18 protein-coding genes, 2 pseudogenes and 1 other annotated feature are annotated in these 20,094 nt (G+C 55.4%); of the genes and pseudogenes, 8 read left to right on the top strand and 12 right to left on the bottom strand.

The annotated features are described in order from the left end of the window. Window positions 1-24: 24 nt before the first annotated feature. The 4 genes from DOM27_RS02475 to DOM27_RS02460 form a co-directional block, all read right to left on the bottom strand. The gene (locus DOM27_RS02475; protein WP_110654467.1) at window positions 25-759 is read right to left on the bottom strand and encodes an ERF family protein; all 735 of its coding nucleotides are present in this window, start codon (window positions 757-759) and stop codon (window positions 25-27) included. Between the two features lie 12 nt (window positions 760-771). Next, window positions 772-960 carry a hypothetical protein gene (locus DOM27_RS02470; RefSeq protein WP_110654466.1) on the bottom strand — a complete coding sequence of 63 codons (189 nt, stop codon included), beginning with the start codon at window positions 958-960 and terminating at the stop codon, window positions 772-774. Between the two features lie 126 nt (window positions 961-1,086). After that, window positions 1,087-1,281, bottom strand: coding sequence for a hypothetical protein (locus DOM27_RS02465; RefSeq protein WP_110654465.1), 195 nt, complete (start codon window positions 1,279-1,281; stop codon window positions 1,087-1,089). A 44-nt stretch (window positions 1,282-1,325) separates the two neighbouring features. Then, window positions 1,326-1,802 carry a hypothetical protein gene (locus DOM27_RS02460; protein ID WP_110654464.1) on the bottom strand — a complete coding sequence of 159 codons (477 nt, stop codon included), beginning with the start codon at window positions 1,800-1,802 and terminating at the stop codon, window positions 1,326-1,328. A gap of 145 nt (window positions 1,803-1,947) precedes the next feature. Between DOM27_RS02460 and DOM27_RS02455 the strand changes: the two genes are divergently transcribed. After that, on the top strand, window positions 1,948-2,313 hold the full coding sequence (locus DOM27_RS02455; protein WP_110654463.1) for a helix-turn-helix domain-containing protein: 366 nt from the start codon (window positions 1,948-1,950) through the stop codon (window positions 2,311-2,313). A 454-nt stretch (window positions 2,314-2,767) separates the two neighbouring features. Here the strand turns inward: DOM27_RS02455 and DOM27_RS02450 are convergent, their stop codons facing one another. Both DOM27_RS02450 and DOM27_RS02445 read right to left on the bottom strand, forming a co-directional pair. Then, window positions 2,768-3,736 (bottom strand): DUF932 domain-containing protein, encoded by a 969-nt coding sequence (locus tag DOM27_RS02450; RefSeq protein WP_110654462.1) that lies wholly within the window; start codon window positions 3,734-3,736, stop codon window positions 2,768-2,770. An 88-nt stretch (window positions 3,737-3,824) separates the two neighbouring features. Beyond that, complete coding sequence (locus tag DOM27_RS02445; RefSeq protein ID WP_110654461.1) at window positions 3,825-4,175, bottom strand: hypothetical protein; 351 nt, start codon at window positions 4,173-4,175, stop codon at window positions 3,825-3,827. Between the two features lie 539 nt (window positions 4,176-4,714). Here DOM27_RS02445 and DOM27_RS02440 point away from each other — a divergent pair. Beyond that, complete coding sequence (locus tag DOM27_RS02440; RefSeq protein ID WP_110654460.1) at window positions 4,715-5,857, top strand: YagK/YfjJ domain-containing protein; 1,143 nt, start codon at window positions 4,715-4,717, stop codon at window positions 5,855-5,857. 142 nt (window positions 5,858-5,999) lie between these two features. Here the strand turns inward: DOM27_RS02440 and DOM27_RS02435 are convergent, their stop codons facing one another. Further along, the gene (locus DOM27_RS02435; RefSeq protein WP_110654459.1) at window positions 6,000-8,702 is read right to left on the bottom strand and encodes a UvrD-helicase domain-containing protein; all 2,703 of its coding nucleotides are present in this window, start codon (window positions 8,700-8,702) and stop codon (window positions 6,000-6,002) included. 256 nt (window positions 8,703-8,958) lie between these two features. Continuing rightward, entirely contained in the window at window positions 8,959-9,393 is a 435-nt protein-coding gene (locus DOM27_RS02430; protein ID WP_110654907.1) for a (deoxy)nucleoside triphosphate pyrophosphohydrolase, read from the bottom strand. On the opposite strand from DOM27_RS02430, the gene DOM27_RS02425 reads away from it, so the two are divergent. Next, window positions 9,360-10,286, top strand: a complete 927-nt coding sequence (locus DOM27_RS02425; RefSeq protein WP_110654458.1) for an HNH endonuclease — start codon at window positions 9,360-9,362, stop codon at window positions 10,284-10,286. The two genes, DOM27_RS02430 and DOM27_RS02425, sit on opposite strands and share 34 nt — an antisense overlap. 12 nt (window positions 10,287-10,298) lie before the next feature. Here DOM27_RS02425 and DOM27_RS02420 read toward each other — a convergent pair whose 3' ends face one another. Then, window positions 10,299-11,375 (bottom strand): helix-hairpin-helix domain-containing protein, encoded by a 1,077-nt coding sequence (locus tag DOM27_RS02420; RefSeq protein WP_188113670.1) that lies wholly within the window; start codon window positions 11,373-11,375, stop codon window positions 10,299-10,301. Between the two features lie 453 nt (window positions 11,376-11,828). On the opposite strand from DOM27_RS02420, the gene DOM27_RS02415 reads away from it, so the two are divergent. Then, complete coding sequence (locus DOM27_RS02415) at window positions 11,829-12,212, top strand: LexA family protein (protein ID WP_245392558.1); 384 nt, start codon at window positions 11,829-11,831, stop codon at window positions 12,210-12,212. Window positions 12,213-12,885: 673 nt separating this feature from the next. Further along, a pseudogene (locus DOM27_RS18255) lies at window positions 12,886-13,110 on the top strand (DinB/UmuC family translesion DNA polymerase); the annotation flags it as partial. A gap of 50 nt (window positions 13,111-13,160) precedes the next feature. On the opposite strand, the gene DOM27_RS18055 reads toward DOM27_RS18255, so the two are convergent. Continuing rightward, window positions 13,161-13,586, bottom strand: coding sequence for a hypothetical protein (locus DOM27_RS18055; RefSeq protein WP_245392556.1), 426 nt, complete (start codon window positions 13,584-13,586; stop codon window positions 13,161-13,163). Between the two features lie 348 nt (window positions 13,587-13,934). Here DOM27_RS18055 and DOM27_RS02405 point away from each other — a divergent pair. Together DOM27_RS02405 and DOM27_RS02400 are read left to right on the top strand one after the other, a co-directional pair. After that, a pseudogene (locus DOM27_RS02405) lies at window positions 13,935-15,134 on the top strand (IS3 family transposase). Next, window positions 14,213-14,328 (top strand) — a sequence feature (AL1L pseudoknot). Its footprint overlaps the pseudogene before it by 116 nt. Before the next feature lie 471 nt (window positions 15,135-15,605). Beyond that, the gene (locus DOM27_RS02400) at window positions 15,606-15,818 is read left to right on the top strand and encodes a hypothetical protein (RefSeq protein WP_110654456.1); all 213 of its coding nucleotides are present in this window, start codon (window positions 15,606-15,608) and stop codon (window positions 15,816-15,818) included. A 274-nt stretch (window positions 15,819-16,092) separates the two neighbouring features. On the opposite strand, the gene DOM27_RS18050 is transcribed toward DOM27_RS02400, so the two are convergent. Both DOM27_RS18050 and DOM27_RS02385 read right to left on the bottom strand, forming a co-directional pair. After that, window positions 16,093-17,235 carry a hypothetical protein gene (locus DOM27_RS18050; RefSeq protein ID WP_245392555.1) on the bottom strand — a complete coding sequence of 381 codons (1,143 nt, stop codon included), beginning with the start codon at window positions 17,233-17,235 and terminating at the stop codon, window positions 16,093-16,095. After that, entirely contained in the window at window positions 17,228-17,482 is a 255-nt protein-coding gene (locus DOM27_RS02385; RefSeq protein ID WP_110654453.1) for a helix-turn-helix domain-containing protein, read from the bottom strand. Before DOM27_RS02385 ends, DOM27_RS18050 begins: the two co-directional genes overlap by 8 nt. Window positions 17,483-17,568: 86 nt before the next feature. Here DOM27_RS02385 and DOM27_RS02380 point away from each other — a divergent pair, with 86 nt between their 5' ends. After that, a complete protein-coding gene (locus tag DOM27_RS02380; RefSeq protein ID WP_157956697.1) occupies window positions 17,569-19,872 on the top strand; it encodes a DNA-methyltransferase in 2,304 nt (767 codons plus the stop codon). Window positions 19,873-20,094 lie beyond the last annotated feature (222 nt).

Genomic DNA, 20,094 nt, shown 5'->3' with positions numbered 1-20,094 from the left:
GGCGAAGCAGAGCCCGCCGACTAGTCAGTGATGTGAAGGGTTGGATTGCACGCGCTTCTGTAGGGAGGCGCGCAGCTTGTCGAAGTCGTTCCGGGGGACTCGGCCTGCGTCACTATATTTGCCGGCGAACCACTCCTGCGTGGCGGCCGGGCAGTCAGCGATGAGCTTCTTGATCTGAGCGGCCTGAAAGGTGGTGACGAGTTTCAGCGTCGCTGCGGAGAGGCCATTGTCGTCCTGGCCCCGAGTGGTAATGTTGAGCAAGGCGCAGAGCACGTAGCGCTTGCCGTAGCTGGTCGAAGAGCCGAAGGCCTGCACGGCATTCTTGCTGCCGCTCACGTCCGCCGGCAGCAGCATGCTGGTCTCTTCACGATGCCCCTCGCGATGCATCAGCACCCCCGTCACCTGAATGCCCCGTTCCTGAGTCTGGATCCGGAAACTCACCGCGAAACCGTGGCGCTGAAGGATGGGCCGCACCGTGTCGACGATATCCTCGAGCGTGGCGTACTGGCCGTTGTTGGTTCTACCCCGCTCCTCGATGCTGGGTAGCTCGGTCTGCATGGCCGCCATGGCGGCGCTATAGGACATCAGCGCCTGGCGATCGAGCACCCGCTCCTGCATCTGTAGAAGCCGCTCCATCTTGTCGATATCGACATCCGGGTTGAGCGCCGCGCGCTCGATGACCTGGATAATGGCGGAATGATCTTCACTCTTGCTCACGGCGACGGGTTTGGCAGCCGTCGTGGATGACTGTCTTGGCATGATGAGACTCCTCTATTGGTAGGCTTTGATCACGTCGTCGATCTGCTCTGGCGGAACCGGGGTGAGCTCGACGGTGATGCGGTAGATGCGGCCCCGGCCCAACACGTGGGTTTGGGTCTTGCACTGATCGGTCTCGAGCATTTGTCGAGTCAGGCGTGTCAGCGATTGGCAGAGATCGAGTGTTAGTGATGGTTGGTGCATTGGTCCTTCCTCCGGGCATAAAAAAACCCGGCCAGAAGGAGCCGGGTCATGATGAGAGGCGCACGCAGCAAGCGGTCGTTGAATTCGATACCTAGTGATCATCAGCAGCAGTCAGATGGTTCGAGGTTACTCCACACCTGCCTTGACGCGGTTGTTGGCCTGAACGAACGCCGTGATGGCGAAGCCGATACCGTAGAGAGTCGCGAACATGCCCCACCCGGCAGCGGCCTCAACATCGCTCTCCATGCAGACCAGCAGAAATAAGAGACAAAGGGAAAAGAACACTATTCCGATGAGGGACATGACTTTGACGGTTTTCATGCGAGTTCCTTATTGCGTTTTTTAGTGAGAAGGCGCCCAGTTCGTTACCAGGCGCTACGACAGTTGTTTTCGGGGCTATCGAGCGGCGGTAGCGCGCTCTCCAAACCCGCCGTGGGCAACTTCGAGCGGACGCCGTCCGCGCTGATGTAGAGATTGTTGGCCTGACGCAGCGCCTCCCAAAACGCCGGGAAGTTGGAACCGCAGGCGCGGCAATCGGTGAAGAAGGGATTGGACCAGCGCTCACCATCGACGATGACGTCGAAACCGGGATCGCCCGAAAGCGTATCGGAGCCATAGCGCTGACCGTCGATCGTGGCTTCAGCGCTCACGTAGCCTTCCGTCGACGGCTCCCCCTCGTAGAGCTTCGGACACGAAACGAGCAGTGCATTGTTGTTGCCGTCGTCGACCCAGTATTCGCTTGCCCCCATGCCGAAGCCGCTACTCCACTCGTAGTTATCGGCAAACGCGGGGCTGCCCAGGGCGCCACAAAGTATCGGTACCCAAAGCCATGGGTTTTTCATGGTTGGTAGTTCCCTGAATGAGATTTTTCGTTTGAAAGTCTGATTCCTGACAACGTTACACATCCTTACGGGTTGGATGACAACCCAACAGGGTGTTCATGTCAAGGCGATGATACCCAACCATTCAGGTTGAATGGAGGGCTTCATGACGGACGAGGATTCAGTAGCGCTGGCCAAGCGAATTGGCCGTGCCATTGCCCGAGAGCGCTTGCGCTGCGATCTCAAGCAGAGCGATGTCGCCGAACGGATGAGATTGGGCAACGAGGCCGTCTCCCGCATCGAACGTGGCATCGTGCTTCCGGCGCTGGATCGGCTATTCCAGTTTGCCGAGGTCTTTGACTGCGAGGTCAGCGACCTACTGAGCGAAACAAGCCCGCTCGCCCAGGATCGTGCCAAGCATCTAGCCAACCTGCTGGAGCCGCTCAGCGCGGAAGACCGCGAGTTGGTGACCGGTCTCATAGAGCAGTTAAGCACGCGCCTTCAGCATCCGAAGACTCGCGGGGCCAAGTGAGGGTCAGTTCGTTCGATTCTGTCGCGCGCCACAACGCAGGCAGAGATATCGCTGTCCCACGAAGTGATGTCGGATCACGTCATCTCGAAACGACGCCACGCTGTCTTTCGACGCAGATACTTCGTTCACGCCGGCCAGACACACCTCCAACTCGGGAAGTCCGGCTTCGCTCTTAGCCGAGGATGTTTCCCTGGACTGGGTTCTGGCGACCCGCCGAATGCCCCGAGCCAGACCAGCGAAGATGCCAAGCACCACCACAACGCCACCTGCCTCCTCTCGCGATATCAACACCCGTGAACCACAAATCAAGCAGTGCCTTGTCACTGTCGTCATGAGCGGGTCTCCAGGGATGGTGGTTGTCGCCAAGGTAAAAGCAGGCAACGGCGACGCTCTTCAGGGCGAATACGCCATCGCTCTCGCTTCGTGACGGAATGAACCTTGCGTTGGCGAAAACTCATGTCACCAGCTCAAGTGCGGCATTCAGCGCTTTCTGCTTCAGCTGTGCGCCCTGACCGAACCACGCCGAGTCCATGCGATAGTCGTTGCTCCGCGCGCGCTTCTCATGATCGACGTACTCGGTAACGGCGTTGACCAGCCCCCAGGCGGTGTCACGAGCCGTGCATAGCTCGGCACCTCGCCCCTTGCCGTTGTACAGCGCTGTCACCCGCTCCAGGGCCCGCCGGTTGGAGAGCGTTGCGGTATCACTGATCGGCGTCGAGATGTCACACAGCACCGATTGGAACCAGCCTTCCGCTTCGCGCTGGGTGACCCGTCGCTCGGCCAGCGTCTTGAGCCGAACCATGAAGTCGTCCCAACGCGAGACCGAGATCCCCAGCTGCCGTTTTACCTGACGGGCGTCAAAGCGAGTGCTGTGCGGCACCTTCACGCTTTGGCTGGTGCCATCCACCGCGATGCTCAGCGTGTTGTTGCAGACCACGCGCACGGTAGTGGGCGTGGCCACGGTGGCCAACGACCCGTCGCAGGAAGTCGCCAGCAGTAGGTAATCGCCGATCTCATCCACGCTCTTAAGCGAGGTCGTCAGTCCGCTGCGCGCCAATGCCCAAAACTTTCGACCGCCCTTCAGCACACCGGCCGTCTCGAGCTCGTAGCCGGCGTGTTCGGTGAGATCACGGTAAAACTCCAGAATCTCCTCCGGCTGGACCACTCGATAGCGCTGCGATACCACGGACAGTGGCGTACGGGTATCGGAGCGATAGAGCACTTTCTGCTCGGGGAAAGCGTGGATGGTGCCGAGTCGCTCTTCTTCGCCGTCGACGTAGCGAACCGGTGCTTCCTGGATGCGCCAGTCGAGTCCGGCCTCGCGACGCCACACTTCCAATGGTTGAGCGGGTGAGAGGCGATTACCCAGCCCGTGCCAGGGGGTGTCGCCCACGTAGGCCATGGTTTCGAGTTCGTGTGCCATGGGATGTCTCCTGTTTTGAGAGGGTATAAACGGCATAGGGCCCGCCATCCGAAGATGACGAGCCCTATGTGAGAAAGCGTTGTGTGAGTTACAGCGATGATTTCGGGGGGATAGCCTCGACGCGGAAGGTATGCCCACAAGCGTGGCACTCGCGGTTGTCGAGTACCCGCTCGTCCAGCTCACTACCAATGCGCGCACCGGTCATACCACCCGCCGCGCCACCGGCCAGTGCACCAAATACCGCACCCGCTAGGCTGCCCACCGTGATTCCTACGGGGCCGGTCCAGGCCGTCAGCAGCGCACCGGTTTGGGCGCCGCTCCAGGCTCCCGCCGCGCCGCCAGCGGACCCCGCGGCGATACCCGCGCTACTACAGACTTTTCGCCCCTGATGGCGAAGCAAAACTTCGGCCGAACCGCAGTTCGGGCAAATGGATGTCATGTCTACCTCCTAATATTGGAATTGATCCGAGAAAGAAGCGATTGCTTCCCTACTTCATAGAAGTAGTACAGAGCTGAAAAATTTTTAATTAGAGCTAATAAAGAGGACATGCAACATACTCGTGCCCGACCTTTTTCGACACTAACTTTTCAAAAGCTCATGCTTGCAATTCACAGCGCAAACCGATCATAAGCGTTAACTTTCTCCGGCACCCTCTACCTAATGGTTTTATAGAATTTGGCTTTATATGTTATTAGCTATAATAATGGCCTTAATATTACTAGCAACAGCATCAAAGAGACAATGGACTCACGCAGTAAGAGTCCATTTGTAAGCATCACTAACATCATAGGCTAGGAGAAAAGATCCCAAAGGATCGAGCTAATCTCTGCTTCATAAGCATTATCAATTAACGAGACCAAAGTGGTGAGCAGTTCTCCTGAAGGATGCCTGCCAAGCTACCCTGCGAGTCGTAACTTCTTACATGGTTCAGTAATGGTACGAGCGAATTGCTCAAATCATCAAGAGAGGTATGACCCATGCACGACAATATTTACGACGATAACCTGAGCGACGCAGAAATGCTGGCTATCTGCCAAGGTATGAATAGCGCCGTATCGGAGACCTCCGCCCTGGGACAAGAGGTCAGCGCGTTTTCCCATCACCTCTGGCGACAGGACTTGATCGAGATAGAACGACAGCTGAAATCCTTGGCTGCCACTGAGACGTTACTGCAAAGTGAACGGGTGATTCTCCCGGATGAATACGGCAGCGATGTTGTAGTGTTGGGTCCGGATGCGCTGTTAAACACGCTAACCACGCTCTACACAGTGCTAGTGACGGTGTATCAAGAGACCGAAATCGGTCAACACTATCGTCCCAGCCCTTACGCCCAGAGCTTCCTATGGGCGTTCACCAGCTGTGCTTATCTACGCGAGGCAGGTTTTCATCAGCCCCCAGCCATCAATCGGGAGGTAGCAGAGCAGACGATTGTAGAGCTTAATCAGCGACTGACAGCTTGGTATCAATGCCTAAAGCACTCTAGCTTTACATACGCGCGTAATCGGAATCGTCGTAACAGCCGCAATAACTACCAGAGCCTCCGCCAGCTAATTGATGCACTATTTGCCTGTCATAGCCGACTAACCGTACTACGATTGGACTTGGGCTACACCGAGGTGGATGGACCCTACATCGACTACCAAACTGCGCAGTATCATCGTGAGCAACTGTGCAAGACGTTCAACAAGCATGAGCTGTTCGACCATATGCTCGGCTACGCCTGGAAACTGGAATGGCAACCTAAGAAAGGGTTCCATTACCATTTTCTATTCTTTTTCCACGGTCACAAAGTGCAAGAAGACATTATCCAAGCCCGGCGCATTGGCGAGATGTGGGCGCGCTTTATCACTGGTAGTCAGGGGGTTTACTACAACTGCAATCTCAACGCTAAAAAAAATTACCACTACAACGGGCTTGGGCATATCGACTACCATGACTTCGAAAAACAGCGCGGGCTGGACCATATCGCACGTTACTTGACCAAGGTGGACGAGTACGCCGCCATGCTAGTAACAGGGCACAAGTTCCAAACCAGTCCCGCGCCGAAGGTACCTGAGGGGCCACGCCCTGGGCGCCCACGCGCTTCCGACACTGAGTATCACAACTACCGCAGCCCCTAATCTCTCCACCTATCTTACCGTGTAACAATGTCAAGCGAACCTAGTGCTGAACGCTCCGAGATACCCCATAAGGCAGTCACACAAGGGCTAGCTTGGTAAGTGTCATTGAGACGGGAGGTTGACTGCGGAGAAACGATTCTGCTCAGTTCGACTGTACCGTATATCGACAATTAGGATACGTTGAGCACCCTAAGAAAGCCCCGTATTTGCCGTGCTTAGGGACCATTACCCCTTCCTGGCACCGCGGGCAGCTCTCACCTGTAGCCTTACCATCGATGCTGGTGAGGTCGCCAGCCCCTAGCGACACAAGCTCATGGACAAACGGCGAGGGATCGTATTGGTGAGCCAGTAGGATAACCCGCCGCCTGGCTCGGGTCAGTGCGACGTACATCAGCCGTCGTTCCTCCGCATCAGGGTATTTTTCGAGCGAGGGCATGACCAGGTCCAGCAATGGATCATCCTTTATCCGCGCCGGAAAGCCCGGAGCTCTCGGAGCCCCGCGATTGATGCGCAATAAGAAGACGTAATCTGCCTCAAGACCTTTGGACTGATGCATCGTGGCAAAGCGCACGTCCAGGTTAGGTCGACCCAACTGCTGTAGCTGTCTCAAATTCGATGGGGCGTCATGTCGGTACCGCCCGAGCAGATAAACCGTGTAGTTCATCCCCTCATGGCCAGCATGAGCGCGAAGCTGACCAATCAGGGGTTCGAGGGTATCTTCCTGTGTCTTGGGATAGGCTACACAGCGAATGCTGGTGCCCGGCAGGGGGTTGTGTGAGCGCACCACCTTGGCGATCTGTGCCGGGTTCTTCTGCACGAAGGCACCCGCCACATCGTTCAAGTGCTGGGGACAGCGAAAGGTCTGGGTCAGGTAGCGCGTGGTGGCCGGGCCGATCAGCGAAGTGAAATCGGTCATCAGCCTCAGGTCGGAGCCCGCAAACCGATAGATGCTCTGGCTGTCGTCGCCGATGGCCACCATCCGTACATCCGCCTGACCCAAGGCGCGCACAATGCGGGCGCGAGCTATGGAAGTGTCCTGCCACTCATCGACAGCCACCACTCGATAGGGTGGTGTCCACTGGCCGGCCTCAATGAGTTCAGCCGCCTGGTTGAGCATGTCATCAAAGTCGACCGCCTGCTCGCGATCAAGCCGTTCTTGCCAGGCCTTAAGCACGTCCTCGAACAAATCGAGGAACAGATCACTCCGCACGGCAAAGTCGGCCCCCCGGCCCACCGTGCGCAGGACGCTTAGATTATGGCCCTGAGCCTTGTAGTGCGACAGAAAGGTACGGAACAGCTTCGCCATGCGCGGCACATCCAGTAGCTGTGCCTCCTCGCCAAGGTTTGCCAGAGACGGGATAGGCTTCAAGCCGTGAGCTTCTAGATCGCGCTTGAATATCGACAAGCCCTCTAAACTGCGAAGACCCGCCGAAGTGGTCTCGATATAACGGTTACCATCATTCCTGTGCAATTCTCGCTTCCATGCCACGGCCTCGGCATAACCGGTGAAGTGCGGAGGAGGATTGCCTTGTGCGTCGAGCGCCAGATGCTCGTGGTAGAGGCTGGCATCGGGGTAGAAAAAGTCCGGAGTGTACTGCGAATGGGCACTGTCGGCAGTATCGCGATGATAGGGACGCTCGTAGCGATAACTAATACCGTGATAGGCCAACCAATTGGCTATAAGCCGCTCCTCCTGGCTCTTCACTGGTTCGCCGCGATGTGTGAGGTAGGCGGAATCGGCTTTGGTCGTCACGGGAGCGGGGTTATCCCGATCTGCCTGGCTGTCGAAGCTACCGATCGATGAACCGAAGACTGCTGCAAAGAGATCAAGCCTGACCTTAAAGTCCGGATCGGATTCACAGAGGCTTCGCAGAATATGCACCATCACACCTTCATCTTGGCCATTGGCTAGCCAGTCTGGGACGGTTGGCTTACGGCCAGAGGCCTCGCCAATCACTTTGAGCGCGAAGGCATGAAAGGTGCTGGTGTGTATCTGATCGGCATTGGCCACCCAGGGGCCTAGTTTGCTGCGCGTGCGTTCGCCCAACTCTTTCGCTGCCTCACTGTTGAAAGCCAGCATCAGCACCTCATGCGGCGCGGCGATCCCCGCTCGCACCGCATACCCCGCCCGGGCAACCATGGTGGACGTCTTTCCCGAGCCGGCTGCTGCGATCAACAGAACACGGTCATCAAAGCACACTGCGGCCTCGGCCTGCTCCTGAGTCAGGGGCTGGGATTCAACCTCTTCGAAGAAGGCAGCCTCGCGTTTGAGTTCTTCTTCCATGAAAGCCTGATTGCGGGCCTCAACAGCCTGCTGTATGGCTGGTCCAAAGGCGCGGCGAAGGGTTTCGATGGGCTCCGAATTGGGCATGTGAGGGATAGCGGGATGACGTCCAAGCCTGCCCATATCCATGGAGGTATCCGGTAGCTCAATGCGATCCCGCCGGTCACATATCCGGACCTGATCACTGTGGCGAATCCATCGGTTGCCAGGGAATCCCTCTGTCGCGTCTTTCAGCCACGCTCGCAGCTCCGGTGCGCCTGCTCTGGCCAAGGTATGCAGGCGTTTGTGCATACTGGTGCTAAGAGTCATCCCCAACTTGGCGGCATCCTGCTTCGTCAAACCCTGTAGCGAAACGGACGAAGAACCCTCGGAGCCATAGAGTGTGATCTTGCACGATGCCCATACCCAGCCGCGTTTGATGTCCACCGCGGCGACATTTTCCCAAGCGTACTGCTGACGCTGATCGCCCCACCGAACTTCCCAACTCGCGCCGGAGAGTGAAAGCTTCCACCTAGGTCGGACAAAGAGCAGACGTGCGAGCAAAGAGGGAGACCACTGCATACTGCGTCCTTACGTGAAGAATCAGAAATCGCCGCACTTCCTCATATCCGCCGACCTATTACCACCCTGTTATGGATGCAACATATGCTGAGTCTACCGCCTCTCTAAGAGGACTATGGAGACTGTCATGATTAAAGCCCAACGCAATGGGATGCTGTACGAAAACGATTATCCTGCCTAGTAGTGCATTCATAGCCGCACCAATAGCGGTTCTTATGCGTTTATTTAAGGGCTAGCCCAGACGATCACCTCCCGCTCAGTTAGTATTCAGTAGCTTCTCGACTGCAGGTACATCGGGCAAGGCCCAATCGAGTGCTTGGAGCTCGTTTGGGAAGCACCACCTGGCCTCGGAATGATCTACCAAGCGCACCTCAGTCACTGTCGCTCGACATAGGAAGCAATGCAGGTGGATATCGATGCCCTCCAAACGAGTTACATAGAGACCCAGCTCACCCTCTACCTCGATCGCCAACCCCAGCTCTTCATCGATCTCACGAATGATTGCTGTTTTCGCATCCTCTCCGTCCTCAACCTTCCCACCTGGAAATTCCCATTTGAGACCTGAGCCTCCCCCTGCGAGACGTTTTGCCGCTAAAATTTTGCCTTCCGCGCGGATCACTGCCGCCACAACGTACAGCGACTTTCTCGGGATGCAGAATGAACTATTGGTGGGTGAATCAGAATCAGACATACAAGCACGAAATCCATGGGGGCTACCTGTGGTCTCCAAAGACCAACGCCAACGGTGCCCGCAACCGTTTTTATGATGCCATGACAGAGGTAGTCACAGGCGATATCGTGTTCTCTTTTTGCGATACTCAAATCAAGGCAATCGGCATCGTCAGTGGTCCTCACCAATCCTCCCCCAAACCAGAAGAATTCGGTTCTGCTGGTGCGGCCTGGTCAGATGATGGCTGGTACGTACCCGTAAGCTTTAACGAGCTGCCACGCCCGATTCGGCCTAAGGAGCACATTGGCCGGCTTGCCCCCGTGCTTCCCGCCAAGTATTCCCCGCTCCAGTCTAACGGCAATGGCAATCAGGGCGTCTACCTTGCTCCAGTGCCTCAGCCTCTCGCCGGCCTGTTGATCTCGCTGTTAGGCGGCCAGATTGAAGCAATTCTTGATAAGGCCAGCAGTTCGGCTGAGGCTGGCGACAACCTCGAAATAAACCATGTTCTCGACGATAAAGAAATAACCGTGACCCAGCGTACTCAGCTGATCCAGGCACGCATTGGCCAAGGCCTATTTCGGTCTCGCGTTGCTGAGATTGAGCCCTGCTGTCGGGTGACAGGTACAAGCAATTCGCAATTTCTAATTGCCAGTCATATCAAACCTTGGTCAAAGAGCACCAACGAAGAAAAGTTAGACGGTCATAATGGGCTGCTGCTCACGCCCCACATCGATCATCTTTTCGATAAGGGCTACATCACCTTCAACTACTTAGGTCTAATCGAGATTAGCACACACTTACCTGACGAAGTCCGGGTGGCATGGCAGCTCAACCCTATCCCAGCCCCGGTCGCACTGACCGAGAAACAGCACGCCTATATGCAGTACCATCGGGAAAAAATTTTCCGGGGCTGATCGGAGCAGAATTCAAACACCACAGACCAATCCGCTCGCTTCGATCTCTTGCACTCGAGCCGAGCCGATACCGTTAATGCGGGTGAGATCATTGACACTGTTCCAGGGCCGGCCGGCAATGATGTCCTTCGCTCGGGCGGGGCCGACATTGGGGAGCTGATCCAACGCGCGGGCCGACGCCGTGTCGAGATCTATGCAGCTGGAGTCGCTGCCGCCAGAATTGACATCCCCGACTGCCACGTGCTCGGAATCTTCGAAGCCAGCCTGGTCCTGGCCAATGGTCAGATAGATCGGAGCATGATCTGAAACGATACTACGCGCGGTGGCATGATCAATGCCGAGCATTTTCGGATAGTGAACGATCCCGTTACCGCTGACATCGAGCTCGCCAGGTTTGTACCAAAAGTTGTCATAGAGACTGGCGTACTTGCCATCGGTTTCGCTTAGCGTTGTCGCGCCTCTGGTGATCGCTGGGCTGGCACCAGCTTCGCGGAGCGACTGCCAAGCATTATCGATCGGCGGCATGTTGAAGTCGCCGGCAATCAATCGCGCACTGCCCGGGTAGACCTCACGCATCCAATCCCAGATTGATACCAATTCGCGAATCTCAGGCGTTCGATCAGATCGACCGTCGCCATAGACGATATGCACTGCAGCCATGGCCACCGTATCGCCGCTCTCTCTATCCCGAAACTCCGCCAGGTACGGCTCCCGTGCGAACAGATCACCTGGATCCAGATAGACCACGGCGCCCTTCGTATACTCGACGGCGCTGTCCCGCCACATGAATGCATAGCTCTCACGGTATGAGCTACGCCCCACCTCGTGCGATGCCATCGAGCTCCATTTCTCACCGGTTTGTTTTTCGAGCTCATGCTCGAGCTGCGTGACAGCCTCTTCACCCATAACCTCCTCGAGCGCCCACAGATCACCACCCTTTGCGATCTCGGCAACTCCGTCGAGCCGCTTTCCGTTGTTCCAGCCGAGGTGTTTGAGGTTCCAGCTGCCGATCGTGATGTCGGCATTGGCGATGGATGGAGCTGCCATCGTGGTGAGGAGCGCACAGGCGATCACGGTCTTGCTAGACATTCGGACTTCCACTGTCGGTGTGATGGGCGTCCGCAATCTACCTGCGATTCATTCCAGCGTCTCTCTTTCATGTAAATTTTTCATGCTTCGCTTAAACCCTTGCCCTAGAAGGTTATCTAAATTTTGGCTGCTATCTCTGTACTTTCTGTGTTGCCTATTGAGCGGCTTACTCGACACTGTACTTAAATACAGCTTTCTTAGGGAGCACGCTGTCATGTCCTTACAACTCAGAACCACTTCCTCGTACTAGCAGTTGGCACGCCGTATTCAGCAGCAGGTCGCCCGCGATCGCGAGTAATTCGCTTTGACGATTTATTGATTCGACGGGGATAACCCCATGGCGTGGGGCCGGATTCTCGGCGAATTCGAGGAGCTGGATTACGTCTCGGTCTCACGCGTCGGCGTTGCCGAGGCGCTGATCTCCTGGAACGCGGCAGAAGCAGAGGCGGCGTCATGAACATGATCATCGATGTATTGGGTCAAGCCAACATGGTCGCGGCATCGGTTCCGATCCCACTGGCAGGTGCCGATGTCCGCGCGGGCCTCCCTTCCCCAGCTGACGACTATACCCAGGGCGATCTCAACCTGACCGAGCTGCTGATCCCGCACCCGAGCTCCACGTTTATGGGCAGGGCTAAGGGCCAAAGCATGGAGCGACATGGAATCTACGACGGCAATTTGTTGATCGTCGATCGCTCACTCGAGCCCCAGATCGGCGACGTGGTCGTTATGGCCGTTGATGTTGAGCTGACGTGCAAGCAGTTACGCCTGATCGGCAAGCGCCACTACCTCTCTCCGGCAACGAGCAGTTCACTCGATCTCGCTCAACGGTTGTGATTGCCACTGCTGGGGCGTTGTCACGAATAATGTCCATTCGTTGCGTCGGGGCGGTGATGATACGCCTGGTAGACTGCAACAACTTTTATGCTAGCTGCGAGCGCGTGTTCCGCCCCGACTGGGAAGGCCGGCCGGTTGCCGTGCTGTCGAATTACACGCTCTTCGGCGACATGAGCCGGCGCGTGACAGCCACGCTGCGCGAGTGCACGCCAGACGTCGAGATCTGCTCACTCGATGAATCGTTCCTTTGGTTTGAGGGTTTCCGACGGGAGTCGCTCATTAAGCATTGCAGCTAGATGCGCCGAGTCGTTCGGCGGGACACGGGAATACCAGTCAGCATTGGGCTATCCACTTCCCACACGTTGGCGAACCGGCGGGCAAAGAAGGATCCAGCTTTGGCGGCGTGTGCCTTATGGAGCCGGATAGCGACGACACCCTTGCAGTCCTAGATGGCTCACCGGTGACGGACCTCTGGGGCGTCTCCGGCCGGCTGGGCCAACGCCTATCGTGACAGCGTGGCAGCTACGTGAGGCTGACCCAAAGCGGATACGGGCGCGGTTCTCAGTCGTCCAAGAGCGCCTGGTTTACGAGCCACGTCGCGAGAGCTGTATCGACACCGACGACGACGGTCAGCCGAAGAAGAACATCATGACCAGCCGGTCTTTCGGCCCGACTGACGTCAGATCCGCATGAGGTTCGCCAGGCAATTCGTGCGCACGCTGCCCGCGGCGCCGAGAAGTTCCGCAAACAGGGATCGGTAGCGCGAGCGATCCAGGTGCACCTGAAAACGAACAAGCACCGGGAGGGCCTGGCGCAGTACCACCCCGCCCTGGTCGTTCAACTGCCCCACTCCAGCAATGACACTCGCGTGATCGTCGGCGCCGCCCAAGCCGCACTGAAACGCTTGTGGCGTGACGGGTATCGCTACATGAAAGCCGACGTAGAGAATCAAAGATTCAGAAACGGAGCATCGATTCGCTCCCGAGTATCGATCACCTTGCCGTTCTCAATGATCGTCTCTGGTGGGAAAAAGCAATATTGGCGACAGAATTCCAATAGCGCGGGCATATCTGTAGTTTCGGGATTGATATTCGGAACAAGGAAGCACCAATAATTGTTGGCATCCTCTCGAAAGTTTTCCGACAGGTCCTCGGGGCTCTCTAGCTGGCGATAGGTACGCCCCTCAGGGTCCTCGTCGTTTTCCGTATCGCAATATGCCTCAAAGAGAATGTCACGGCACGCAACAAAAGCAGCATCGCTGTAAAAGAACTCGTCGTCTTGCTCAGCCTCCATTCCATCTTTTATGTCGAATACCAGGACATAACCAGACTTCAGCGCCACCAAAGCTAATTCATACTGCTGCTGATCAGTCATAGGACCTCTGAAAAAAACCAACCAAGTGGGCCGAGTGAACATCTCTATCGAGGTGTCACACAAGGACGTTTCGCGTGTGACATAGTTCGTATCGGCCGTGAACCGCGGCGCTTGAGTGCGGATAATCCGATACGTCGGGTCAGCGATCGCCTACAGAGGATTTATGAGTGCAGCGAATAGGTAAAATCGGACCGCGCCTGCCATGCGATTTCCAAGCAAATTCGGCTACTTAAAATTTTCCATACATCGCATTATGAACCTGAGTAGCGTTCAATCAGCAACCAAACCGCAACCAGGTATGAACCGCCCCGGGTTTTGAGGAGGCTCCAGCATCTGAGAGAATGGGCCATGAACAAGTCAACCAAGTTTTCCCCTGAGGTTAAAGAGCGTGCGGTGCGGCTGGTGCAGGAGTACCGTGGCGAATACCCGTCGCTGTGGGCAGCTGTGGAGTCTATCGCCCCAAGATTGGTTGCGTGCCACAGACGTAGCTGGAATGGGTCAAGCGTGTCGAAGGCAATGTTGGTGAACGTCCCCGGTACAACCATCGCCGAAGCACAACGCATGAAGGATCCGGAGCGCGAGAACAAGGAATTGCGGCGCGCCAATGACATCTTACGCACGGCCAGTGCTTTTTTCGCCCAAGCGGAGCTCGATCGCAAGCTGAAGTCATAAATACCTACATTGATCAGCACCGGGATACCTACGGGGTCGAGCCGATCTGCAGCGTATTGCAGGTTGCCCGTCGGCCTACCGGCGTCATGCGGCCCGGCAGTGCAATCCGGAACTACGCAGTGACCAGGCCAAGCACGACGAGGTTTTGATTCCGCACATTGAGCGTGTCTGGGATGACAACCTCAAAGTCTATGGCGCCGATTAAGTCTGGAAGCAGATGAACCGGGAAGCCATCCCTGTGGCCCGCTGTACCGTGGAATGGTTCATGAGATTTCTGGGCCTCCAAGGTGCCCGTCGCGGCAAGACGATGCGTACCACCGTACCGGATCAATCGGTGCCATGCCCGCTGAATCGGGTCAATCGGCAGTTTGTCGCTGGCCGTCCGGACCAGCTCTGGGTATCGGACTTTACCTACGTTTTCACCTGGCAGGACTGGTTGTATGTGGCCTTCGATGTCGATGTTTTCGCGCGCTGTATCGTGGGTTGGCGCGTCAGCCACACGATGAACACAGACTTCGTGCTCGGTGCACTGGAGCAAGCACTCTACGCCTGTCGGCCCAGCCCATCGGCTCGCAGTATGTGCCGATCCGCTACACGGAACGCATGGCCGAGGCCGGCATCGATTTATCGGTAGGCAGCCAGGGCTGACAGTTACGACAACGCCCTCGCTGAGACCATCAACGGTCTATACAAAGCAGAATTGATTCACCGGCGCGGCCCCTGGAAATCCATGAAATCTGTTGCGCTAGCTACGCTGGAATGGGTGTCTTGGTTCAATTACCACGGCTGATGGAGCCACTAGGGTATATCCCGCCGGCAGAAGCTGAGGCAAACTACCACCGACAACTCAACAGTCAGGCCGCTATGGCAGCGTGACTCAAACCAACGGGCCTCTGCGATGCCCGGGGCGTTTCACGAGGCTGAATAGGTAGCAGATCGCTTAGGACCAGCACTGCGCTCATCACCCGCGAGTGGGAAGGCAAGACCCTCTCCTTCCGTGTGGACGGCTACTTCAATATGACAGACAAAGGCGGCCGCAGCCTTTGACAAGCGACTGGACTCCTTCATAAAGTCACCGGAGACTCTGGAGTACGTGGATGCGCTAAACCCACGATCAGTGAGACTACCCCAATTCAGCCGATCCGGGATAGTGGGACTCTCGAAACATGGGCGAACCCGAAGCTCGCAGTGTTCTTCGCCTGCTGGCTGCACCGGCATCTCGACTATGGGAATAGAAAGTTTAACTGTGCTGAAATCAACAGTGCGGCAGACTGTTCTACTGATATACCACTCCTACTACTCGTCACCACTGCTTAAGCGGCTGGTGACACGACTTGGAGCCACACCATGACCCAGTACACCCTCGGTTACGAGGATTTGTCCGACTCTGACAAGCCGGTCCAGCGCGAAGAAGTCCTAGATGCTACCAGCCAAGCGGCCGCTATCCGTGAAGCTAGAGAGTTCCTCGAAGACCATGTCTCCGGGGAATCGGCGCTGTGGGACGACGCAGGCGTCGAAATCGACTTCAAGACGGAGGTCCTCTCCAAGTTCAGCAACTGAGCAGCACCCGCTGTAGGTCCCTCGATAGCTGCGGTGCCGCACAAAATAGTCGCTGACGCACGCCTCTCTGGTGGAGGGCGTCGTCGAAGGCCCTTGATAAGCGCAGCAAACCTACTCCATCTCAATGCTCTTTTAGCGAATCACAGCCAGCCACGATGGACGCCCAACCCACCCGCGGCGCCGCGATACACATGCAGGCGGCGCCCCAACTATTGGCTCGTCCAAAGAACGCTTAATCAACCTAGATATCCTAGACACCCATCATTGTGCTCCTTCATATACGCTCTACTACGACCCGCAGATCGTATGTTTGGAGTTTTGCGGGAAGCAGCTTGCCATTATGATTTACCACCGGCACTGCCGTTCTGTCGCCGACAAGAAGACTGTCCGTACGCTCCAGCATGATTTTTTCGTTAGGCGCAACCATCGCATGCGAAACCATTTCAAGGCTCGCAGGCGGCATAGGCGTAACCCTTTGCGCCCGGCCATTCTTTCTGTCAGGCGGGGTGTAGCGCACGGCCAGCGCATAGGGCGGCATTTCCCCGAGATCGTACGTGGAAAAAGCAATCCAGCTTACCGGATAGTTGAACAACTTTTTTCGTTTATCTTCTCCAATGACGAGGAATGCAAAGCTGTGATCGCCGCGCACGTTTTGATAAAGCCTCTCCGCGTGATCAGGGATAGCTGCTCCCGAATCTGTTCGAGTGATCGTGCCTGTCGGCCACTGGAGCAAATCGTAGGACGTGTTTTCATCATCCTCGATGCCATACAAAGGCGGATCATTGCGTGAAAGCCAGTGCGCCATCGCCCAGGCTTCCTGCATCCGAACATCAGCCATTGTCATTCCATAGATACGACATAGACGCACGAAATCAAGGAAAGTACGCGGCTTAATAACCAGCAAAATCCACATGAGCGCGGATTCCGCCGTCAAAAAGGTTTGACCTCCAAGCTCGTGCGATGGTCTTCGTACTACATTGCAGCGCCTACAACGTAGTGTCATATTCTCGATGTAGTCGGCTTCCAGCGGGTCATCGAAAAGCTCACGGCCTTCTACATGATCGGCTTGCAACTCAAGACGACTGTCGCAATCCTCGCATCGTCCTGTCTGGGCATACGCCCAATCCATGACAATGCGCATGGTATTACCCTTCCCGTAGCGCCGCTTGAAACCTTCAGAAGAGGCGAGGCTCGTTCCAGTCTGCGACGGGTTAAGATGCCCGAGGATTAGCGCGGCCAGTTCTCGCCAGCTCGCCAAATCGTTTTCAACGAACGATACGATCAATTCCCGCCATTGATCTTCCGACCATGAGCCGTCGTGAAGTCCGAATCCTGTTTCGGGCGCGATATCGACAGTGGCATCTAGCGGCGTCGCTTCATCCACAAAATGTGGATCTTCTGGAGAGTTGCTATACAAAGCTATCAACTCCCACTTTCTGTCGCAAAATCTCAATCGTTTCTGAGGGCGAAACTTGTAGGGGCTTGCAGTAAAACAAGAACTCAACTATGTCAAGACGCCGTTCGCCGCGTTCTATTTTACTGATGAATGATTGGTCAACGCCAATAATCTCAGCCAATTCTGCTTGTGTTAATCCACTATTCTTTCTTAATTGAATCAACAGTAGTTGAGCTGCCTTATAGCTTTCATAATGGATTGTTTTCATCTGCTCGCCTCTTTAAGCTTGCAGAACCGTAAAAGACACGTCAGAATATGCCAAAATCGCATATTTACGCGCGAAAGAGAGCTGGGATGGAAAAAACGCTATCTACCAAATTGCTGAACGAGTTCAACGACTTGCTAGGGCTTCGATTCGAGTGCCCACACGATCTCATGATTTCGGTCGAAAGCGCGACGCGGGAAGCTGGCGAAAGGTCATTGCGTGCCGCGCCGGAGCGCAACCGGGAACTCTATGCCCTGATCAACAGTCGGCTTGGACTGAACAAACAACGTGTCAAGGCGTTCATTGACCTTGCGGCTAAGCAACGGCACTTCCTCAACTACCGCGATAAGAGCACGCTTTCAGCGCTCTTCGACCATACGCGCCATGAGGCTTTCGCGGCTTGGTGCGAGGCGAAAGGCATCGATAACTCCTTGCGAGAGGCCTTCAAGCCAATTACAAATGATGAGACAGTAGAGGGATTGCACGACCTCCTTAACTCAGGCTATGTAAACCGTAGTGACGCGCGGGAATGTGCTCTAGAAGAAAAGAAAAGTCTCATTCAGCGTACGTTATTTGGCGGCTTCGTGTTCCGCGCTTTTGAAGATGGCGTAATGCATAAAATCTTTAATGAGGACGCGCGCCAAGAATACCATGCCAATTTCTTTGACCACCTTCGCACTCATCATTACCAGCAGCTACACCGCGAGTGTGCTCTGATCTACCAGGATGTCGATATCGACGCCTACGCAGAGCTGGCCGAACAGGAGCTATCAGATCTAATCCTGACAGGCATTCGTGACAGCTATGACCGCCTAGCTAATCACTGCTATTTTGCGCTGCGTTTGCGGGCAGCGCCTGGCGGCGAAGACATTCAATGGCGCTTATTTTCTGACATTGTACTCTATGCTGAAAAGCACCGTGAAATTGCGTTATCAAAGGGATATTTTCGACCCAACATCATCCGCGAGACCACCAAAAATTATATTGGCTCAGCGCTCTCCTCTGAAGCAGCACGCTTTGATCTTGTGAATGAGGGGTTTTTTTTTAAAGACTGTTTTATTCTTTCACACGCTGCCGAACAGGGCACGACCGATCAACCTTACGACATCCTGCTCTTATTCGAAAAAAATGAACGCGATGAGCGGGTGATACCTTGCCCAGCATGTCGTTCGCACAAGGTTGGCGGAAATTCATACCCCACCGTAGGCGTTAGAAGTTGGGAGTGTCAGAATCTAATTTGTCCTGAGCGCAGCGCCTATGGTCGTGGTAACCGCTACTCTTTGGCATCGATCATAAAACAGGAAGCTATTGCGTCAGCAGAAGATCAGATCCCGCAAGAAATTCGAAGGCGTTGGCGCAATGACGTGCTCTTTGATGTTAGTAATGACGAAGTCATGGATATGCTCGTCCGCCAGTTTAGCTTGCACAAAGATCGCATAGTGGTCATGGGCCATGAGAAAGGTGAACCAAACAGCTATCTTGGCCGCGAGGTTGCATATGAACCCTTCGGGGTGTGGGAGGCGGATAAGGGTATTCGCGGTCGTTTCTTTGACAGCGCTTTTTTCAAGCGCTTTGCACTGGAGCGCCCCCAACCCGTAATCTTCCCTGTACCGACAGAGCAACGCTTAGAGTCGGGCATACGCCTTGTGAACGGCCACTGTGAAAGTGGTCTGAATACTCTAGCCCCAGAGAGCATAGATGGGGCTGTCACATCACCGCCATATTTTAACGCACGCGAATATTCGCAGTGGCCGAACATCTATTGTTACCTTTACGATATGTACAACGCTGCACGGGCGGTCTTCAACGCACTGAAACCAGGTAGCCTATTTATCTATAACATCTTCGATTACTTCGACAACGAAAATATCGTCGCCTTTTCAGCTATGGGCAAAAAACGCATGATATTGGGCGCTTATATAATCCATTTGTTCGAGAAGGCAGGTTTCAAAATCGCGGGCAACGTGATTTGGTTCAAGGGCGACATCGAAGGCAAGCGTAATTTCAATGGAGGCAACACGTCACCATATTACCAGCTTCCGTTTAACTGCTGGGAACACTGCCTTGTATTTCGCAAGCCAGGAAGGGAGGCCAAGCTGCCATCAGTACAGATTTTGAAGCAGCGCCCCGTCTTTAAAATGGTGCGTGGCAAGAACACTCATGGGCATACCGCACCCTTCCCTCCGGAGATCCCGCAACTTTTGCTCGAGACCCTACCAAAAGGTGCTATCGCCGTTGATCCGTATGCTGGCAGTATGACAACTGCCTGCGCCGCCGCGCAAAGAGGCATGGGCGCGATAATGTTCGAACTGGATAGAAACTATTTCGAGCTTGGCTTGAAAAATGTCCGCGAAGCCACGGCTGCGACAGACGATTTGTTCTCTAATAGTTAACAGAGAAGTTGAGAAGCAGTCGTTCACGATATTAATAAGACTGCATAGTTAGCTGTAGATACGATGCACCCGTTGGTCTGTTGGCGGCTAGGAGCCTTTTACAACAGTTCATCTGGTGCTAGACATGCACAGCACTGAGGCAAGGACACGCTCGACGTTGTTGGGTTACGGGGCTTCAGGGCGAGGCGAAGGCGCACGCCTGAGCCCCTACAACTCGCGCAT

It is taken from the genome of Salinicola halimionae, from assembly GCF_003206065.1.
GTDB lineage: Bacteria > Pseudomonadota > Gammaproteobacteria > Pseudomonadales > Halomonadaceae > Salinicola > Salinicola halimionae.
Note: the sequence above shows the minus strand (reverse complement) of the source record. Positions and strands in the feature narration are given on the sequence as shown.